Origin of the sequence: Albidovulum sediminicola, assembly GCF_025751575.1 — a bacterium.
In the GTDB taxonomy this organism is placed as follows: domain Bacteria; phylum Pseudomonadota; class Alphaproteobacteria; order Rhodobacterales; family Rhodobacteraceae; genus Albidovulum; species Albidovulum sediminicola.
Genome location: NZ_JAOWLA010000006.1, coordinates 85,418 through 100,559, shown reverse-complemented (window position 1 = coordinate 100,559; position 15,142 = coordinate 85,418). Strand labels below are relative to the sequence as shown.

Genomic DNA, 15,142 nt, shown 5'->3' with positions numbered 1-15,142 from the left:
AAGGCCCGTTATTGCCCGGCGCAGGGCCAAAGGGCGCGCCCCTGGTCCATCGCGGGGTGGCGCAGTTCGGCCCCTTCCGAAATGCCCAGCCGCCGCGCGAGGCCGCCGTTGATCTCCAATACATAGGCGATGTTCGCGCCGCCGGGGATCAGCGTCTCGTCATGGGGGATAGCGTTTTCGTGCACCTTGGCCACGCGGCCGTCCGGCTCGACGAAGAGCATGTCGAGGGGGATCAGCGTGTTCTTCATCCAGAAGCCCACCTCGCGCGGGCGGTCGAACACGAAAAGCATCCCGGCGCCCGAGGACATGCTTTCGCGATACATGAGCCCACGCGCGCGTTCCTCCGGGCTGTCCGCGATCTCCACGCGGAAGCGCGCGCTGCCTCCGTCCCAGCGCAGCTCAGCAACGTCGTCGGAGCACCCCGCGAAGGCAGCGGATGCAGAGAACGCTACTGTCAGAATCAGCAGGGCGGCGCGGATCACTTCCCGGTCCTTAGCGCCGCTTCCCAAGAGGTCACCTGCGCGGCCATCCGGCCCCGCTTGCCCTCGATCACGCGAAGACCGATCGCCTCGCCCGGCGCGAGGTCCGCGAAACCGGACCGGCGCAACACCTCGATGTGGATGAAGACATCCTCCGGCCGCGCGAAGATATTCGCAAAGCCGAACCCCTTGCCCTTGTCGAACCACTTCACGCGGCCCGGCTCCAGCGGCAACGCGAGAATCACGGTCATGTCGCTGTCGCCCAGATCCTCGATCGGGGGGGCTGTGTCGCCCTCGGGCGGCAGGATCTCGATCACCTCGACGGCCTGGGCGCCACGGCCCGTCACCTGAACCATCACCGTGATGCGGGCGTTATCGGCAACGGAACCTTGGCCGAAATTCCTCAAGACATTCGCGTGCAACAGAATGTCGCCTGCGTCATCATTCCCGATGATAAACCCAAAACCCTTAGCGGGGTCGAACCACTTGACCCGGCCTGTGACCCGTTTTGATGCGGGTTCTTGTTGTGTCATTTGAGTGCCCCGTCTTTCGTTTGTGGGGGTATCTGTCTAGATAACCAAAACTCGCACGGACGACAATGACGTTTCAAGTAACCTACATGCTTGTTAACGAAATTGTCGGACATTAAACCGTCAAATTGCGACAACTAAGGGTTTAGTCGCTGAATGTGCCAGTCGTGCAACAAATTGCTCCTTTGCCATCTGAACCGGTCGTGCAGGCGGAAGGCGCCATCGGCCCAGAACTCGATCTCAAGCGGACGGATCCGGTAGCCCCCCCAGAACGGCGGCCGCTTGGGGTTGGGCCCGTGCTCAGCCGTGACCTTGGCCACCTCGGCCATCAGCGCGAGGCGTGACGACAGCGGCCGCGACTGCTGCGAGGCCCAGGCGCCGAGCCGGCTCTTGAGCGACCGCGAGGCATAGTATTCGTCGGCTTGGGGGCCCTCTTCCCGGCTGACGACGCCGCGGACGCGAATCTGCCGGCGCAGCGATTTCCAGTGTAGCACGAAAGCCGCCTTGCCGGCGCCCTCGATCTCCTGCGCCTTGGCGGATTCGTAGTTCGTGTAGAAGACGAAGGCGTCGGCTTCGATATCCTTCAGAAGGACCATCCGCACATTGGGCAGCCCCTCTGCATCGACGGTCGCAAGCGCGATCGCATTGGGGTCGTTCACCTCTGTCCCCTCGGCCTGCGCAAGCCAGGATCGCGCGATCGCGAACGGGTCGTCGCCCGCGAAAATTCCGCCTCTGTCGCTCATCGGCCAGTCCTCTTCGGGGCGCACGGGCGCCGTTCATTACTTGAGCCCGGCGAATTTACCGTTCGCGGCGGCGCATTCAACCCTTGCCGTTACCCTTGCGGGATTCCCTGACATGTCCTAATGGAATACCTCTCGGAACAGGGCCTCGGGGGACGGACATGACGACGAAGCTGATGGCTGGCAAACGCGGCCTGATCATGGGCCTGGCGAATGACAAATCCATTGCATGGGGCATCGCCAAGGCCGTTGCGGATCAGGGGGCGGAGCTTGCCTTTTCCTATCAGGGCGAGGCGCTGAAGAAGCGCGTGGAGCCGCTCGCGGCGGAGTTGGGCTCCAACGCGGTCATGGAGTGCGACGTGTCGGACGAAGCCTCGCTCGACGCGCTTTTTGGCTGGATCGAGAAGACCTGGGGCAAGCTCGATTTCGTCGTTCACGCGATCGGCTTTTCGGACAAGAACGAACTGCGCGGGCGCTATGTGGACACCAGCCCCGCGAACTTCCGCATGACCATGGACATCTCGGTCTACTCCTTCACCGCGGTGTGCCAACGCGCGGCGGCGCTGATGCCCGATGGCGGCAGCCTGCTGACGCTCACCTATTACGGGGCGGAGCGCGTGATGCCGCATTACAACGTCATGGGCGTGGCCAAGGCCGCGCTTGAGGCTTCTGTGCGATATATTGCAGAAGACCTGGGCAAGGTCGGCATCCGCTGCAACGCGATTTCGGCCGGCCCGATCAAGACGCTCGCCGCCAGCGGCATCGGTGATTTCCGCTACATCCTGAAGTGGAACGAGCTGAACTCGCCCCTGCGCCGCAACGTCAGCCAGGACGAGGTCGGCAAATCCGCGCTTTACCTGCTGTCGGACCTCGGCTCGGGCGTGACGGGCGAGGTTCACCATGTTGACGCGGGCTACCACCTTGTCGGGATGAAGGCGGTCGACGCCCCCGACATCGATGTCGTGACCGGCCGCAAGGAGTGATCAGATGACCGACCGTCTGCCGCACGAGAAGGGCTTTCATGTCTCCTGGGACCAGATCCACCGGGACGCGCGCGCGCTGGCCTGGCGGCTGGACGGCAAGGGGCCGGACGACGGCGCCTGGCGCGCGGTCGTGGCGATCACCCGGGGCGGCATGGCCCCCGCGATGATCGTCAGCCGGGAGTTGGACATCCGCGTCGTCGATACGATCTCGGTCAAGTCCTACAACCATCAAGCCCAGACCCAGCCCCGCGTGATCAAGGCCCCGCAGGCCGACATCATGGGCGACCAGGGCGAGGGCGTGCTGGTCGTCGATGACCTTGTCGATACCGGCAAGACGCTGGAACTGGTGCGCAACCTTTACCCCAAGGCGCATTTCGCCACCGTCTACGCCAAGCCGGAGGGGCGCGGCATGGTCGATACCTATATCACCGAGGTCAGCCAGGACACCTGGATCTTCTTCCCCTGGGACATGGCGCTGCAATATGTCGAGCCCTATCGCGGGCGCGACTGACGGATTGGGCCCGCGATGATCCGCCAACACGCTGACCGGGTCGCGCGCTGGCTTCATCGGCTTTTCGAGGCCTCGCTTGTCGTCAAGGGCCTTCTGGCCACGGCCGAGGCCGCCTCGGGCCTCGGCCTGCTTCTGACCCCCAACACGGTGATTCAGGGCTTCGTTGCCTGGATGACCCGCAACGAACTGGCCGAGGACCCCGGCGACGCGATGGCGCAGTGGGTAGAAAGGCTGGCGCACAGCTTCTCGATCGGGCTTCAGCATTTCTACGCGCTCTACCTGCTCAGCCACGGGCTTTTAAAACTGTTGATGGTCTTGCTGCTGGCCGCGCGGGTCAGCTGGGCCTATCCCGCATCGATGGCGGTTCTGGCGGGTTTCATCCTCTACCAGTTGCAGCAATGGACGGCCTCCGGGTCGCTGCCGCTTCTGGCGCTCTCGGCGTTCGATGCCGTCATGATCGCCCTCATCTGGCGCGAATGGCGCGCGCTGAGGCACAGCGTGCCCGGATAAGCGCACCCGCCCCGTTGCCTGGCGCCGCCACATCGGCAACAACAGGGCAAACCGAAAAGGAGCCGCACCGGTGACCCTGCCCCTGAACCCCGCGATGGCCGCGACCTTTGCCCCCCCGGTCATGGAAGCGCGCCGCTGGCTCGAAGGGGTCAGCTTCCCACCCGGTCGCCCGCTCCTGAACGTGAGCCAGGCCGCCCCGGTCGAACCCCCGCCCGAAGGGCTCCGCCGGGCATTGGCCGAGGCCGCCTTGAATGACCCCGCCGCCCATCTTTACGGCCCGGTCCTGGGCCTGCCCGACCTGCGGACAGAGGTCGCGTCCCAGTGGTCGGCGGCCTATGGCGGCACCATCGCACCCGAGGAAGTCGCGATCACCCAGGGCTGCAACCAGGCTTTCTGCGCGATCCTTGCCACCCTGGCCGGCGCGGGGGATGAGGTCATCCTTCCAACCCCTTGGTATTTCAATCACAAGATGTGGCTGGACATGCAAGGGATGAAGGCCGTTCCCCTGCCGACGGGCGAGGATCTGATCCCGCAGGCCGAGGCTGCCCTGCGCCTGATCACGCCGCGCACCCGCGCGATCGTCCTGGTTTCACCGAACAACCCCGGTGGTGTGGAATACCCGGCCGAGACGCTGCGCGCCTTCTTCGAGCTTGCGCGCACCCATGGGATCGCGCTGATCGTCGATGAGACCTACCGGGACTTCGACGCCCGCAGCGGCGCGCCCCACGACCTGTTCGCCGATCCCGACTGGCGCGGCACTCTGGTTCAGCTCTACTCCTTCTCCAAGGCCTACCGGCTGACGGGGCACCGGGTCGGCGCCATTGTCGCCGACCGCGCGCAGCTTGCTGAGGTGGAGAAGTTCCAGGACTGCGTCGCCATCTGCCCCAGCCAGTTGGGTCAGATCGGCGCGCTTTGGGGTATGCGCAACCTTTCCCAATGGGTCGCGGGCGAGCGGGATGAGATCCTGGCGCGGCGCGCGGCGATGAACGGGGCCTTTGCCGACTTGCCGGGCTGGCGCATCCTCGGCTGTGGGGCCTATTTCGCCTATGTCGAACAGACGAGCGGCATCCCCTCGCCCGAGCTTGCGAAGCGGCTGGTGCGGGAGGCCGGCGTACTGATGCTTCCCGGCACCATGTTCATGCCCGAGGACGACCCCCGCGCGGCGCGCCAGATGCGCATTGCCTTCGCCAATGTCGATCGCGACGGCATCGCGAACCTTGCGCGAAGGCTGACCTCCTGGCGTTCCTGAACCGGCGGTCCCTTGCCCCTTGCGGGCCGCTGCCCTAAACACCGTGCAAATCCTCTGACCGGAGCCTGCGAGATGTCCCAGAAGCTGCGCAACAAGAAGGGCAAGAATACCGTCATCTGGGTGCTGATGGCGCTGATGGTGGCGGGCCTTGGCGGTTACGGGGTCACCAACTTCGGCGCCTCGATCGGCGCCATCGGTTCGGTCGGCGGGCGCGAGGTGGACCTGCGCGACTATGCCCGCGCGCTAAACCAGGAAGTTCGTGCGATGTCGGCCCAGCTCGGCACCCCCCTGACCTTCGCCCAGGCGCAGCAGTTCGGCATCTCCGGACGCGTGCAGGCGCAGATCTTTGCCGCAACGGCGCTCGATGGCGAGGCCGCGGACCGCGGCCTTTCGGTCGGCGACGAGGAAGTGCGCCGCCAGGTGACCGACATCCAGGCCTTCAAGGGGCTCGACGGCAGCTTCGACCGGGACGCGTACAAACTGACGCTGCGCCAGGAAGGATTGACCGAGGCTGAGTTCGAAGTGCGGCTGCGCGCGGACGCGGCCCGCGGGCTCTTGCAGCGCGCCGTCGTCGGCGCCGCTGCGGCGCCCGAAACCTTCGTGACCTCGGTCGCGGGCTGGGCCAACGAAACCCGCGACTTCACGCTGGCGGAGCTGATCGCCGCAGACCTCGACGCCCCGGTCGAGGCGCCCACGGAAGAGGCGCTGAGCGCCTATTACGAGGCCCACCCCGAGGATTACACCCGCCCCGAGACGCGCCACATCACCTATGTCTGGCTCTCGCCAGAGATGGTCCAGTCCGAGATCGAGATCGACGATGCCACGCTGAGAGCCGCCTATGACGCGCGGATCGATGAGTTCGTCATCCCCGAAAAGCGGCTGGTCGAACGGCTGGTTTTCGCCAACGAGGACGAGGCCAGGGCCGCCAAGGCGCGCTACGACGCGGGCGAGGCGAGCTTTGAGCAGATCACCAGCGAACGCGGCCTGGCGCTCGCCGACATCGACCTGGGCGAAATGTCGAAGGAAGAGCTTGGCGATGCGGGCGAGGCGATCTTCGCCATGGCGGAGCCGGGCGTCGTCGGCCCCCTCCCCTCGACCCTCGGGCCCGCGCTTTACGCGATGAACGGCGTTCTGGCCGCGCAGGAAACCACCTTCGAGGAGGCGCGCGACACGCTCCTGCCCGATCTGACCATCGACCGTGCGCGGCGCCTCATCCTCGACCGCAGCGAAGGGATCGCCGATGTGCTCGCCGGCGGATCCACGCTGGAACAGGTGGCCGAAGAGCAGAAGATGCAGCTTGGCCAGATCGACTTCAGCGCTGAGACGAGCGAGGGCATCGCCGCCTATGCCGCCTTCCGCGACGCGGCCAAACAGGCCACCGCCGATGATTTCCCTCAGCTTGTCGAACTGGAGGATGGCGGCCTTTTCGCGCTGCGCCTCGACGGGATCGACCCGCCCGCCGTGCGTCCGCTCGATGAAGTGCGCGCGGCCGCTGTCGCGGACTGGACGCGGGCCGAGACGCACAGCCGCCTTCTGGCCAAGGCGGCGGAGGTTCAGGCGGCGCTCGACAATGGCGGCACGCTTGCGACGCTGGGGCTGGTGACGACGCGCTATGACGGCTTCGCGCGTTCCGGCCACCTGGCCGACCTGCCCGCCAGCATCGCCGAGCGCGCCTTCGCGCTGGAGGACGGCAAGTCCGGCGTGATCGACGCCGCCGCCCGCGTCTTCGTGGTCCAGGTCGACGCGGTGCACGCCGCCGACCCGGCCGAGGCTGCGGCCCTCGCCGACAGCCTGAAGCCCCGGATCGCGCAATCCATCGCGGGGGACATGCTGGACATGTTCACCACCGCGCTTGAGAACGAAAAAGGCGTCACCGTTGATCAGGCCGCGATCAACGCCGTGCACGCGCAGATGCAGTAGGACCGGACCCGTGGCGCTTATCCCCTCTTTCGCGGAGTTCGAGGCCGGCTGGAACGCGGGCCGGAACCAGTTGGTGTTCACCCGGCTCGCCGCCGACCTCGACACGCCGGTGTCGCTGATGCTGAAGCTCGCCGACGCGGGCCGGATGAGCTTCATGCTGGAAAGCGTGACGGGCGGAGAGGTCCGGGGCCGCTATTCGGTCGTGGGCCTGAAGCCGGACGTGATCTGGGATTGCCGTGGCACGCAAAGCCGCATCAACCGCCAGGCGCGCTTCGACGCCGAAGCCTTCGAACCGCTGGAGGGTCATCCGCTCGACACGCTGCGCGCGCTGATCGCGGAAAGCCGGATCGAGATGCCGGAGGGCCTGCCTGCCATCGCCGCCGGGCTCTTCGGCTACCTAGGCTATGACATGATCCGGCTGGTGGAGCATCTGCCGAACGTCAAGCCCGACCCCATCGGGGTGCCCGACGCCACGCTGATGCGCCCCACCATCGTCGCGGTGCTGGACGGGGTGAAGGGCGAGGTGACGGTCTGTTCGCCCGCCTGGGTCTCCTCCGGCCTTTCGGCGCGGGCGGCTTATGCGCAGGCGGCCGAGCGCGTGATGGACGCGGTCCGCGACCTCGAACGCGCGCCCTCGGGCGAGACGCGCAGCCTGGGTGACGCCGCGCATCTGGGCGAGATGAAGTCGAACTTTACCCCCGAGGGGTACCGCGCCGCCGTCGAGAAGGCCAAGGAATACATCCGCGCGGGCGACATCTTCCAGGTCGTGCCCTCGCAGCGCTGGACGGCGGATTTCAAGCTGCCACCCTTCGCGCTATACCGCTCCCTGCGCCGCACCAACCCCTCGCCGTTCCTGACCTTCTTCAACTTCGGCACCTTCCAGATCGTCGGCGCCAGCCCCGAGATCCTCGTGCGGCTGCGCGACGGCGAGGTGACCGTCCGTCCGATCGCCGGCACCCGTCCGCGCGGCGCCACGGTCGAGGAGGACAAGGCGCTGGAGGCCGACCTTCTGGCCGACAAGAAGGAACTGGCCGAGCATCTGATGCTGCTGGACCTGGGCCGCAATGACGTGGGCCGCGTGGCCAGGATCGGCACCGTGCATCCGACCGAGAAGTTCATCATCGAGCGCTACAGCCACGTCATGCACATCGTCTCGAACGTGGTGGGCGAGATCCGGGAGGACGAGGACGCGCTTTCGGCGCTTCTCGCGGGCCTTCCAGCGGGGACGGTCTCCGGCGCGCCGAAGGTTCGCGCGATGGAAATCATCGACGAACTGGAACCCGAAAAGCGCGGCGTCTACGGCGGCGGCGTGGGGTATTTCGCCGCGAACGGCGAAATGGACATGTGCATCGCACTGCGGACGGCCGTGGTGAAGGACGAAAAGCTCTACATTCAGGCCGGCGGCGGGGTCGTCTACGACAGCGACCCCGAGGCGGAGTTCCAGGAAACCGTCAACAAGTCCAAGGCCCTGAAGAAGGCGGCCGAGGATGCGGGTCTGTTCATTCGGCGGACCAACGGCTGACGGCACCGCCCGAACGGGCTGTGCGGTGCCGCCACCCGTTCGCGGCCGATCGCCGCTAGGCCCGCGCGGCGCTTGCGCCCCGCGCCCTAACCTTTTCCGCTACTGCCCGGACATCTCCGCGATCATGCGGGCGGAAACCGGGGCCAGCGTGACCCCCTTGGGGCCCGAGGCGAACCATTCGCGAAGCGCCTGCATCGTTTCGGGATAGGCGTGTGCCACGATTACCGCCTGCCCCTTCTGCCCTGCGTCGAAGGCGGCCCGATCCAGAAGTCTGCGCACGGAATCGGCGTCCTCCTTGTATTCATCGACGACGCGGTCGACGCTCGCGTGCGGGACGCCCGCCTGCCCGGCGGCCTGACCTGCGACATTGAGGCCCCGCGCATAGGTGATCAGCCCGCGCCCGTCGTCCTTGAGCGCGAAGGCCAGGTGTTTGACCACCTCCCGGTCGATCTGGAACAGGGCGTCGGGCGCCGGAACCACGGCGACGGTCTCCGGAAGCGGGGTCAACAGCGCCTCGACCGCCACCTCGACATCCTTGGCGGTCATGCCGCGCTGCAGGCCGTTGCCGACGACCGCGACAAGTTCGAAGCCCGCGGCACGGAACTTGCGCGCCCGGTCACGCGACTCGGAACTGTTGGGATCGAAGCCGATGGTCGCGGGGAAAGGCAGCGCCTCGATCTCGGCCGCGTCCACGCCGTCGCGGCCCTCGCCCGGGTCGAGAAGCACGATTGACACGGTCGGGCCAACGCCGGTCAGGTCGAAGGGGGCCGCATAGCGCATAAGCGCAGGCAGGCCCTCGTCCTCCAGAGCCGCATCGTCCGAAGCGGGCTCCGTGTCCGCAGGGGGGGCCGCAAGCTCAGGCGCGACGTCGCTGATCGTCGGCAAGGTCCCGGCGCGCTGGCCTGGCATGGCGGTGACCGCCGCTTCGGCGCTGGCCTCGGGCTCCGTGCTAGGTTCGGGCTCACTGGCGGGAGCTTCCTCCGCCGACGCTGGCTCGGCCGCGGCCTCCTCTGTCGGCGCGGGCTCGGCCGGGGCGGGATCGACCGCCGGATCGGTGGCTGCATCGACGGCGGCATCGACGCTTTGCGGGATCTGGGGCATCGCATTGCCTGCATCCGCCGCGACAGGCTGCTCGGCGGGCTCGATCGACCCGGCCTCAACCGGGGCGCTCTCCGCCTGTTCGGGCGCAGCCGAGGCGGTCGCTTCTTCGGTCAGTTCCGGCGCCTCGGGGGCGGCAGGCGCCTCCGTCTGGCTTTCGGGCTGGCCGGCGGTGTTGACCTCGGCCAGCTGCGGCGCGCCTTCGCCGGCGGGCTGCGAAACGGCCGGTGCCTCCTGCACAGGCGCGGCCTCGTCCGGTGTGGGGACCTCCGCGGCTTCCTCGGGCTTGGCCTTCTCGAACTCGGAACCGGCGGGCACCTCGACGATGGGGGTGTCCGGGATCGACTGGGGCTCCTCGCCCGCGGCCTCCGAGGGGGCGGGCTCGACCTCGGGCTGGACCTCGGCCTTGGCCTCGGGCTCCGGCATCGCCGCGGGGGCCGGGGCGGGTGCCGCACCGCGGGCGGCCTCTCCCGCCGCGCGCACCGCTTCAAGCTGCTGACCTGGAGGGGCCGCCTGCAGCGACAGGATCGCCGCAGTTGCGCCGCCCAGAATGGTCCCCATCAAAAGACCCGACAGTATACTTTTGCCCAATTTTGCCTCCGGCTGAATTCCGCCCAATCCGCTTCGCCCTTGACCCCGGCGCGCGGCTCTGACCATGTATAGCCCGACCTGAATGGGGGTTCACCCCCCGATTGCCGCCGATCCCACCGAGGCCCACACCATGTTGCTGCTGATCGACAATTACGACAGTTTTACATACAACCTCGTCCATTATTTTGGCGAACTGGGCGCCGATGTCGTGGTTCGACGCAACGATGCGCTGAACGTGCAAGAGGCCATGGCGCTGCGCCCGCAGGCGATCGTGCTTTCGCCCGGCCCCTGCGACCCCGATCAAGCCGGGATCTGCCTTGCGCTGACCCATGCGGCGGCCGAAACGCGCACGCCGCTTCTGGGGGTGTGCCTGGGCCATCAGACGATCGGCCAAGCATTCGGCGGACGTGTGGTGCGCTGCCATGAGATCGTGCACGGCAAGATGGGCACCATGCACCATGCGGGCAAGGGTGTGTTCGCGGGCCTGCCCTCCCCCTTCCTCGCGACCCGCTACCACTCGCTGGTGGTCGAACGCGAGACCCTGCCCGACTGCCTGGAGATTACGGCCTGGCTCGCAGACGGGACGATCATGGGCCTGCGCCACCGCGAATTGCCGATCGAGGGGGTGCAGTTCCACCCCGAATCCATCGCCTCCGAACACGGGCACCGGATGCTGCAGACCTTCCTCGAAGGCGCGGGCGTGGATCTGAAGGTGCCGGCATGAGCGATATCCGTCCCCTGATCGGTCTGGCCGCCGACCGGCCCCTGACCCGTGACGAGGCCGAGGCCGCGTTCGAGGCGCTTTTCGAAGGCGCGGCGACCCCCAGCCAGATGGGCGGTCTGCTGATGGCGCTCAGGACGCGCGGCGAAACGGTCGAGGAGATCGCCGCCGCCGCCCGTGTCATGCGGGCCAAGTGCAACAAGGTCCGCGCACCCGAGGGCGCGATCGACATCGTGGGCACCGGGGGCGACGGCAAGGGGACACTCAACATCTCCACCGCCACGGCCTTCGTGGTCGCGGGTGCGGGCGTGCCGGTGGCCAAGCATGGCAACCGCAACCTGTCGTCGAAATCCGGCGCGGCGGATGCGCTCACGCAGATGGGCATCAACGTGATGGTCGGTCCGGAGGTCGTTGAAAAGGCTTTGGAAGAGGTCGGCATCGCCTTCATGATGGCGCCCATGCACCACCCGGCGATCCGTCACGTCATGCCGACCCGGGCGGAGCTTGGCACACGCACGGTCTTCAACCTTCTGGGGCCGCTGACAAACCCCGCCGGGGTCAAGCGGCAGCTGACCGGCGCGTTTTCGCGCCAGTGGATCCGGCCCATGGCCGAGACGCTGGCCGCCCTCGGCTCCGACCGGGCCTGGCTTGTCCACGGCGGCGATGGCACGGACGAACTGTCGATCGCCGGTGTCAGTTGGGTCGCGGCGCTGGAGGATGGCGCCGTGCGGGAGTTCGAACTGCACCCGGAGGATGCGGGCCTGCCCGTCCATCCCTTCGAGGCGATCATGGGCGGCACGCCCGAGGACAACGCAGCCGCCTTCCGCGCGTTGCTGGACGGTGCCGGTGGCGCCTATCGCGACGCAGTGCTTCTGAACGCGAGCGCGGCGCTGGTCGTCGCTGGGGCGGCTTCGGACCTGAAGGACGGCGCCGCAAAGGCGGCTGAGGCCATCGATTCCGGTGCCGCCAAGGGCAAGATCGAAGCGCTGGCGCGCGTCACCGCGGCCGCATGATCCCCGAGGCCTGGGTGCATCTGCCCTTCTTCAGCCGGGACTGGCCGCGGATCGCGACCGCGCTGGCGGCAGAGACGGCGCCCGTCTATCCCCCGCGAGAGCGCCTCTTCGCCGCGCTTGAGGCTGCGGCGCCCGATGCCGTGCGCGTGGTGATCCTGGGCCAGGACCCCTATCACACCCCCGGAAAGGCCGACGGGCTGGCCTTTTCCATCCCGGATGGGTTTCCCGGCCGCCTGGATAGCCTTGGAAATATTTTCAAGGAGTTGCAGGCCGATCTTGGCGTTGCGAGAGCGCGCACGCAACTTAACGACTGGGCCGCGCAGGGGGTGCTTTTGCTCAACACCGCGCTGAGCGTGCCGGAAGCACGGCCCAAGGGTCACGACAGGCTCGGCTGGGACCGTCTCGTGGGGGAGGTTCTGGGCGCACTGGACGCCACGCCGCGCGCCTTTCTGCTCTGGGGTGGGCCGGCGCAAAAGCTCGCGGCACGGTACCTGAGCAACCCGGACCACCTGAGGATCGAAACCGCCCACCCTTCGCCCCTGTCGGCTTATCGCGGCTTTTTCGGATCGCGCCCGTTCAGCCGGGTCAACGCCTGGCTGGAGGCTCGGGGCGAGGCGCCGATCGTCTGGGCGGGCTGAAGCGGCCGGCCGCGGGGGTTTCACACCCCCGCACCCCCGTGGGGTATTTCGGCAATGAAGAACGCAAGGGGCTTTTCGCCCCGCAAGCGGAGGGGTAAGAGAAGGCATGGATATTCTCGACAAGATCAAGGCCTACAAGCTTGAGGAAATCGCCGCGGCGAAGGCCGCGCGCCCCCTGGCGGAGGTCGAGGCAGCAGCGCGCGCAGCCGGAGCGTTGCGCGGCTTTCACGCGGCGCTGGAGCGGGCGGAGCGGGCCGGTTACGGGCTGATCGCCGAGATCAAGAAAGCCTCGCCCTCCAAGGGGTTGATCCGGGCCGACTTCGATCCGCCGATGCTGGCGCGCGCCTACGAGGCTGGGGGGGCGACCTGCCTTTCGGTGCTGACAGACGCGCCCTCGTTCCAGGGCGCACCGGAGTTCCTGACAGCCGCGCGGGCAGCCTGCGCCCTGCCCGCACTGCGCAAGGATTTCCTCTATGACACCTACCAGGTGGCCGAAGCGCGTGCCTGGGGCGCGGACTGTATCCTGATCATCATGGCCTCGGTCAGCGACACGCTGGCCGCCGAGCTTGAGGACGCCGCCCGCCACTGGGGAATGGACGCCCTGATCGAGGTGCATGACGAGGCCGAGATGGAGCGCGCGCTGGCGCTGAAATCGCCGATGATCGGCGTCAACAACCGCAATCTCAAGACCTTTGAGGTGACGCTCGACACCACGCGGCGGCTGGCACCGATGCTGCCCGAGGGACGGATGCTGGTCTGCGAAAGCGGTCTGTTCACGCCCGCAGACCTCGCCGCGATGGCCGAGGTGGGCGCGCGCAGTTTCCTGATCGGGGAAAGCCTGATGCGGCAGGCAGATGTTACGGCCGCGACGCGGGCGATCCTGGCCGATCCGCTGGGGGTCTGAGATGGCGCTGACGCATTTCGACACCGAGGGCAACGCCCATATGGTCGATGTCTCGGACAAGGACGTGACGGACCGGATCGCGGTGGCCGAGGCACGGGTCGAGATGCTGCCCGAAACCCTGGCGCTGGTGACCACCGGTACCGCGAAGAAGGGCGATGTTCTGGGCGTGGCGCGGCTGGCGGGCATCATGGCCGCGAAGCGGACCGCCGACCTGATCCCGCTCTGCCATCCGTTGCCGATCACGAAAGTCTCGGTGGACCTGCGGCCCGACCCGGCTTTGCCTGGGGTGCGGATCGAGGCGACGGTCAAGACGACCGGCCAGACGGGGGTTGAGATGGAGGCGCTGACTGCGGCCTCGGTCGCAGCGCTGACCGTCTACGACATGCTCAAGGCAGCAGAAAAATCCATGCGTATAGAAGGCTTGCGGGTCGTTCTTAAGGACGGCGGGAAGTCCGGCCGATATGAGGCCGGGGCGTGATCCCGGTCGAGGAGGCGCTGGCGCGGGTCCTGGCGCTTGTGGCGCCGACCGGGGTTGAAAGCGTGCCGTTGCGACAAGCCGCGGGCCGCGTCTTGGCCGAGCCGGTGGCGGCGCGCCTGACGCAGCCGCCCTTCGCCGCCTCCGCCATGGACGGCTATGCAATCCGCGAGGCCGATCATGTCGCTGGCCGGGTGCTAACGGTGATCGGAGAGGCCGCCGCCGGGCGCGGCTTTGGCGGCACCGTCTCAGAAGGCCAGGCGGTTCGGATCTTCACCGGCGCGCCGGTGCCGGCGGGGGCTGAACGCGTCATTCTGCAGGAGGACGTGACCCGCGCAGGCGAAGACATCACCTTGGGCACCCGCCTGGAAGAGGGGCGGAACATCCGCGCGGCCGGCCAGGACTTCGCCGAGGGCGACCTGATTTCGGCACCACGGCGGATCGGAGCGAAGGAGATCGCCCTGTTCGCCGCGATGAACGTGCCGGAGGTTTCCGTCCGCCGCCGCCCCGTCGTCGCCTTCCTGTCAACCGGAGACGAGCTCGTGATGCCGGGCGAAGCGCCCGGCCCCGACCAGATCGTGGCGTCGAACGGCCTGGCCCTGGCGGCGATGGCGGAGGCCGAGGGCGCCGAGGCCCGGGTGCTACCGATCGCGCGTGACACGGAGGCCTCGCTCCGTTTCACGCTGGCGCTGGCCGAGGATGCGGATCTGATCGTGACCATCGGTGGCGCCTCGGTCGGCGATCATGACCTCGTGGGCAAGGTATTGGCCGACCTCGGCATGGCGCAGGCGTTCTGGAAGGTTGCGATGCGGCCGGGAAAGCCGCTGATGGCCGGGACGCTCGGCCGTTCCGCCGTTCTTGGCCTTCCTGGAAATCCTGTTTCTTCAATTGTTTGCGGCCACATCTTCATGCTTCCCGCAATCCGCGCGATGCTGGACCTGCCCGATCCGGCTGCAACACCGATTCAGGCGACGCTGTCGGCCCCGGTCGAGGAGAACGGGCCGCGCGCCCACTACATGCGCGCCACCGTCAAGACGCAGGACGGGGTGCCGGTGATCCACGCGCTGCCGCGGCAAGACAGTGCCTTGCTGTCGGTTCTGGGCATGTCGAATGCGTTGCTGATCCGCCCCGTCGGGGACAAGGCGCGCGAGGCGGGTGAACTGGTCAGCTACCTTCCCATCTGACGCAGTCCCGCGCCGGTTGACACAAACCGGGAACGCGCGTAGAACATTTGCGAACAGATGACCCGACAAAAGAA

Annotated in this window: 16 protein-coding genes; 12 read left to right on the top strand and 4 right to left on the bottom strand. The window is 67.5% G+C overall.

Features of this window, described 5'->3' with window-relative positions; all coding sequences use genetic code 11:
* Positions 1-8: 8 nt before the first annotated feature.
* The 3 genes from OE647_RS08035 to pdxH all read right to left on the bottom strand — a co-directional run bounded on the left by OE647_RS08035 (position 9) and on the right by pdxH (position 1,752).
* Positions 9-482 carry a DUF192 domain-containing protein gene (locus tag OE647_RS08035; RefSeq protein ID WP_412174935.1) on the bottom strand — a complete coding sequence of 158 codons (474 nt, stop codon included), beginning with the start codon at positions 480-482 and terminating at the stop codon, positions 9-11.
* Positions 479-1,012, bottom strand: a complete 534-nt coding sequence (locus OE647_RS08030; protein WP_263721201.1) for a cold-shock protein — start codon at positions 1,010-1,012, stop codon at positions 479-481. The genes OE647_RS08035 and OE647_RS08030 overlap by 4 nt, the downstream gene beginning before the upstream one ends.
* 134 nt (positions 1,013-1,146) lie before the next feature.
* Positions 1,147-1,752, bottom strand: a complete 606-nt coding sequence (pdxH, locus tag OE647_RS08025) for a pyridoxamine 5'-phosphate oxidase (protein ID WP_263721200.1) — start codon at positions 1,750-1,752, stop codon at positions 1,147-1,149.
* 158 nt (positions 1,753-1,910) lie between these two features.
* On the opposite strand from pdxH, the gene fabI reads away from it, so the two are divergent.
* The 6 genes from fabI to trpE all read left to right on the top strand — a co-directional run bounded on the left by fabI (position 1,911) and on the right by trpE (position 8,444).
* Complete coding sequence (fabI, locus tag OE647_RS08020; protein ID WP_263721199.1) at positions 1,911-2,732, top strand: enoyl-ACP reductase FabI; 822 nt, start codon at positions 1,911-1,913, stop codon at positions 2,730-2,732.
* A 4-nt stretch (positions 2,733-2,736) separates the two neighbouring features.
* Positions 2,737-3,243 (top strand): xanthine phosphoribosyltransferase, encoded by a 507-nt coding sequence (gene gpt / locus OE647_RS08015; RefSeq protein ID WP_263721198.1) that lies wholly within the window; start codon positions 2,737-2,739, stop codon positions 3,241-3,243.
* Between the two features lie 15 nt (positions 3,244-3,258).
* Entirely contained in the window at positions 3,259-3,753 is a 495-nt protein-coding gene (locus tag OE647_RS08010; protein WP_263721197.1) for a DUF2127 domain-containing protein, read from the top strand.
* Between the two features lie 70 nt (positions 3,754-3,823).
* Complete coding sequence (locus OE647_RS08005; protein WP_263721196.1) at positions 3,824-5,002, top strand: aminotransferase; 1,179 nt, start codon at positions 3,824-3,826, stop codon at positions 5,000-5,002.
* Between the two features lie 72 nt (positions 5,003-5,074).
* Entirely contained in the window at positions 5,075-6,922 is a 1,848-nt protein-coding gene (locus tag OE647_RS08000) for a peptidylprolyl isomerase (protein WP_263721195.1), read from the top strand.
* Between the two features lie 10 nt (positions 6,923-6,932).
* Positions 6,933-8,444, top strand: coding sequence for an anthranilate synthase component I (trpE, locus tag OE647_RS07995; protein WP_263721194.1), 1,512 nt, complete (start codon positions 6,933-6,935; stop codon positions 8,442-8,444).
* Between the two features lie 99 nt (positions 8,445-8,543).
* Here the strand turns inward: trpE and OE647_RS07990 are convergent, their stop codons facing one another.
* Positions 8,544-10,103 (bottom strand): divergent polysaccharide deacetylase family protein, encoded by a 1,560-nt coding sequence (locus OE647_RS07990; protein WP_263721193.1) that lies wholly within the window; start codon positions 10,101-10,103, stop codon positions 8,544-8,546.
* 160 nt (positions 10,104-10,263) lie between these two features.
* Here OE647_RS07990 and OE647_RS07985 point away from each other — a divergent pair, with 160 nt between their 5' ends.
* From OE647_RS07985 to OE647_RS07960, 6 genes are all read left to right on the top strand, one after another.
* Positions 10,264-10,857: an anthranilate synthase component II gene (locus OE647_RS07985; protein WP_263721324.1), complete on the top strand. Its 594-nt coding sequence runs from the start codon at positions 10,264-10,266 to the stop codon at positions 10,855-10,857.
* The gene (gene trpD / locus OE647_RS07980; RefSeq protein WP_263721192.1) at positions 10,854-11,867 is read left to right on the top strand and encodes an anthranilate phosphoribosyltransferase; all 1,014 of its coding nucleotides are present in this window, start codon (positions 10,854-10,856) and stop codon (positions 11,865-11,867) included. The genes OE647_RS07985 and trpD overlap by 4 nt, the downstream gene beginning before the upstream one ends.
* Positions 11,864-12,505 (top strand): uracil-DNA glycosylase, encoded by a 642-nt coding sequence (locus tag OE647_RS07975; RefSeq protein ID WP_263721190.1) that lies wholly within the window; start codon positions 11,864-11,866, stop codon positions 12,503-12,505. The genes trpD and OE647_RS07975 overlap by 4 nt, the downstream gene beginning before the upstream one ends.
* A 106-nt stretch (positions 12,506-12,611) precedes the next feature.
* Complete coding sequence (gene trpC / locus OE647_RS07970; RefSeq protein ID WP_263721189.1) at positions 12,612-13,409, top strand: indole-3-glycerol phosphate synthase TrpC; 798 nt, start codon at positions 12,612-12,614, stop codon at positions 13,407-13,409.
* A 1-nt stretch (position 13,410) separates the two neighbouring features.
* On the top strand, positions 13,411-13,887 hold the full coding sequence (gene moaC / locus OE647_RS07965; protein WP_263721188.1) for a cyclic pyranopterin monophosphate synthase MoaC: 477 nt from the start codon (positions 13,411-13,413) through the stop codon (positions 13,885-13,887).
* A complete protein-coding gene (locus OE647_RS07960; protein ID WP_263721187.1) occupies positions 13,884-15,068 on the top strand; it encodes a molybdopterin molybdotransferase MoeA in 1,185 nt (394 codons plus the stop codon). The genes moaC and OE647_RS07960 overlap by 4 nt, the downstream gene beginning before the upstream one ends.
* Positions 15,069-15,142: the final 74 nt, after the last annotated feature.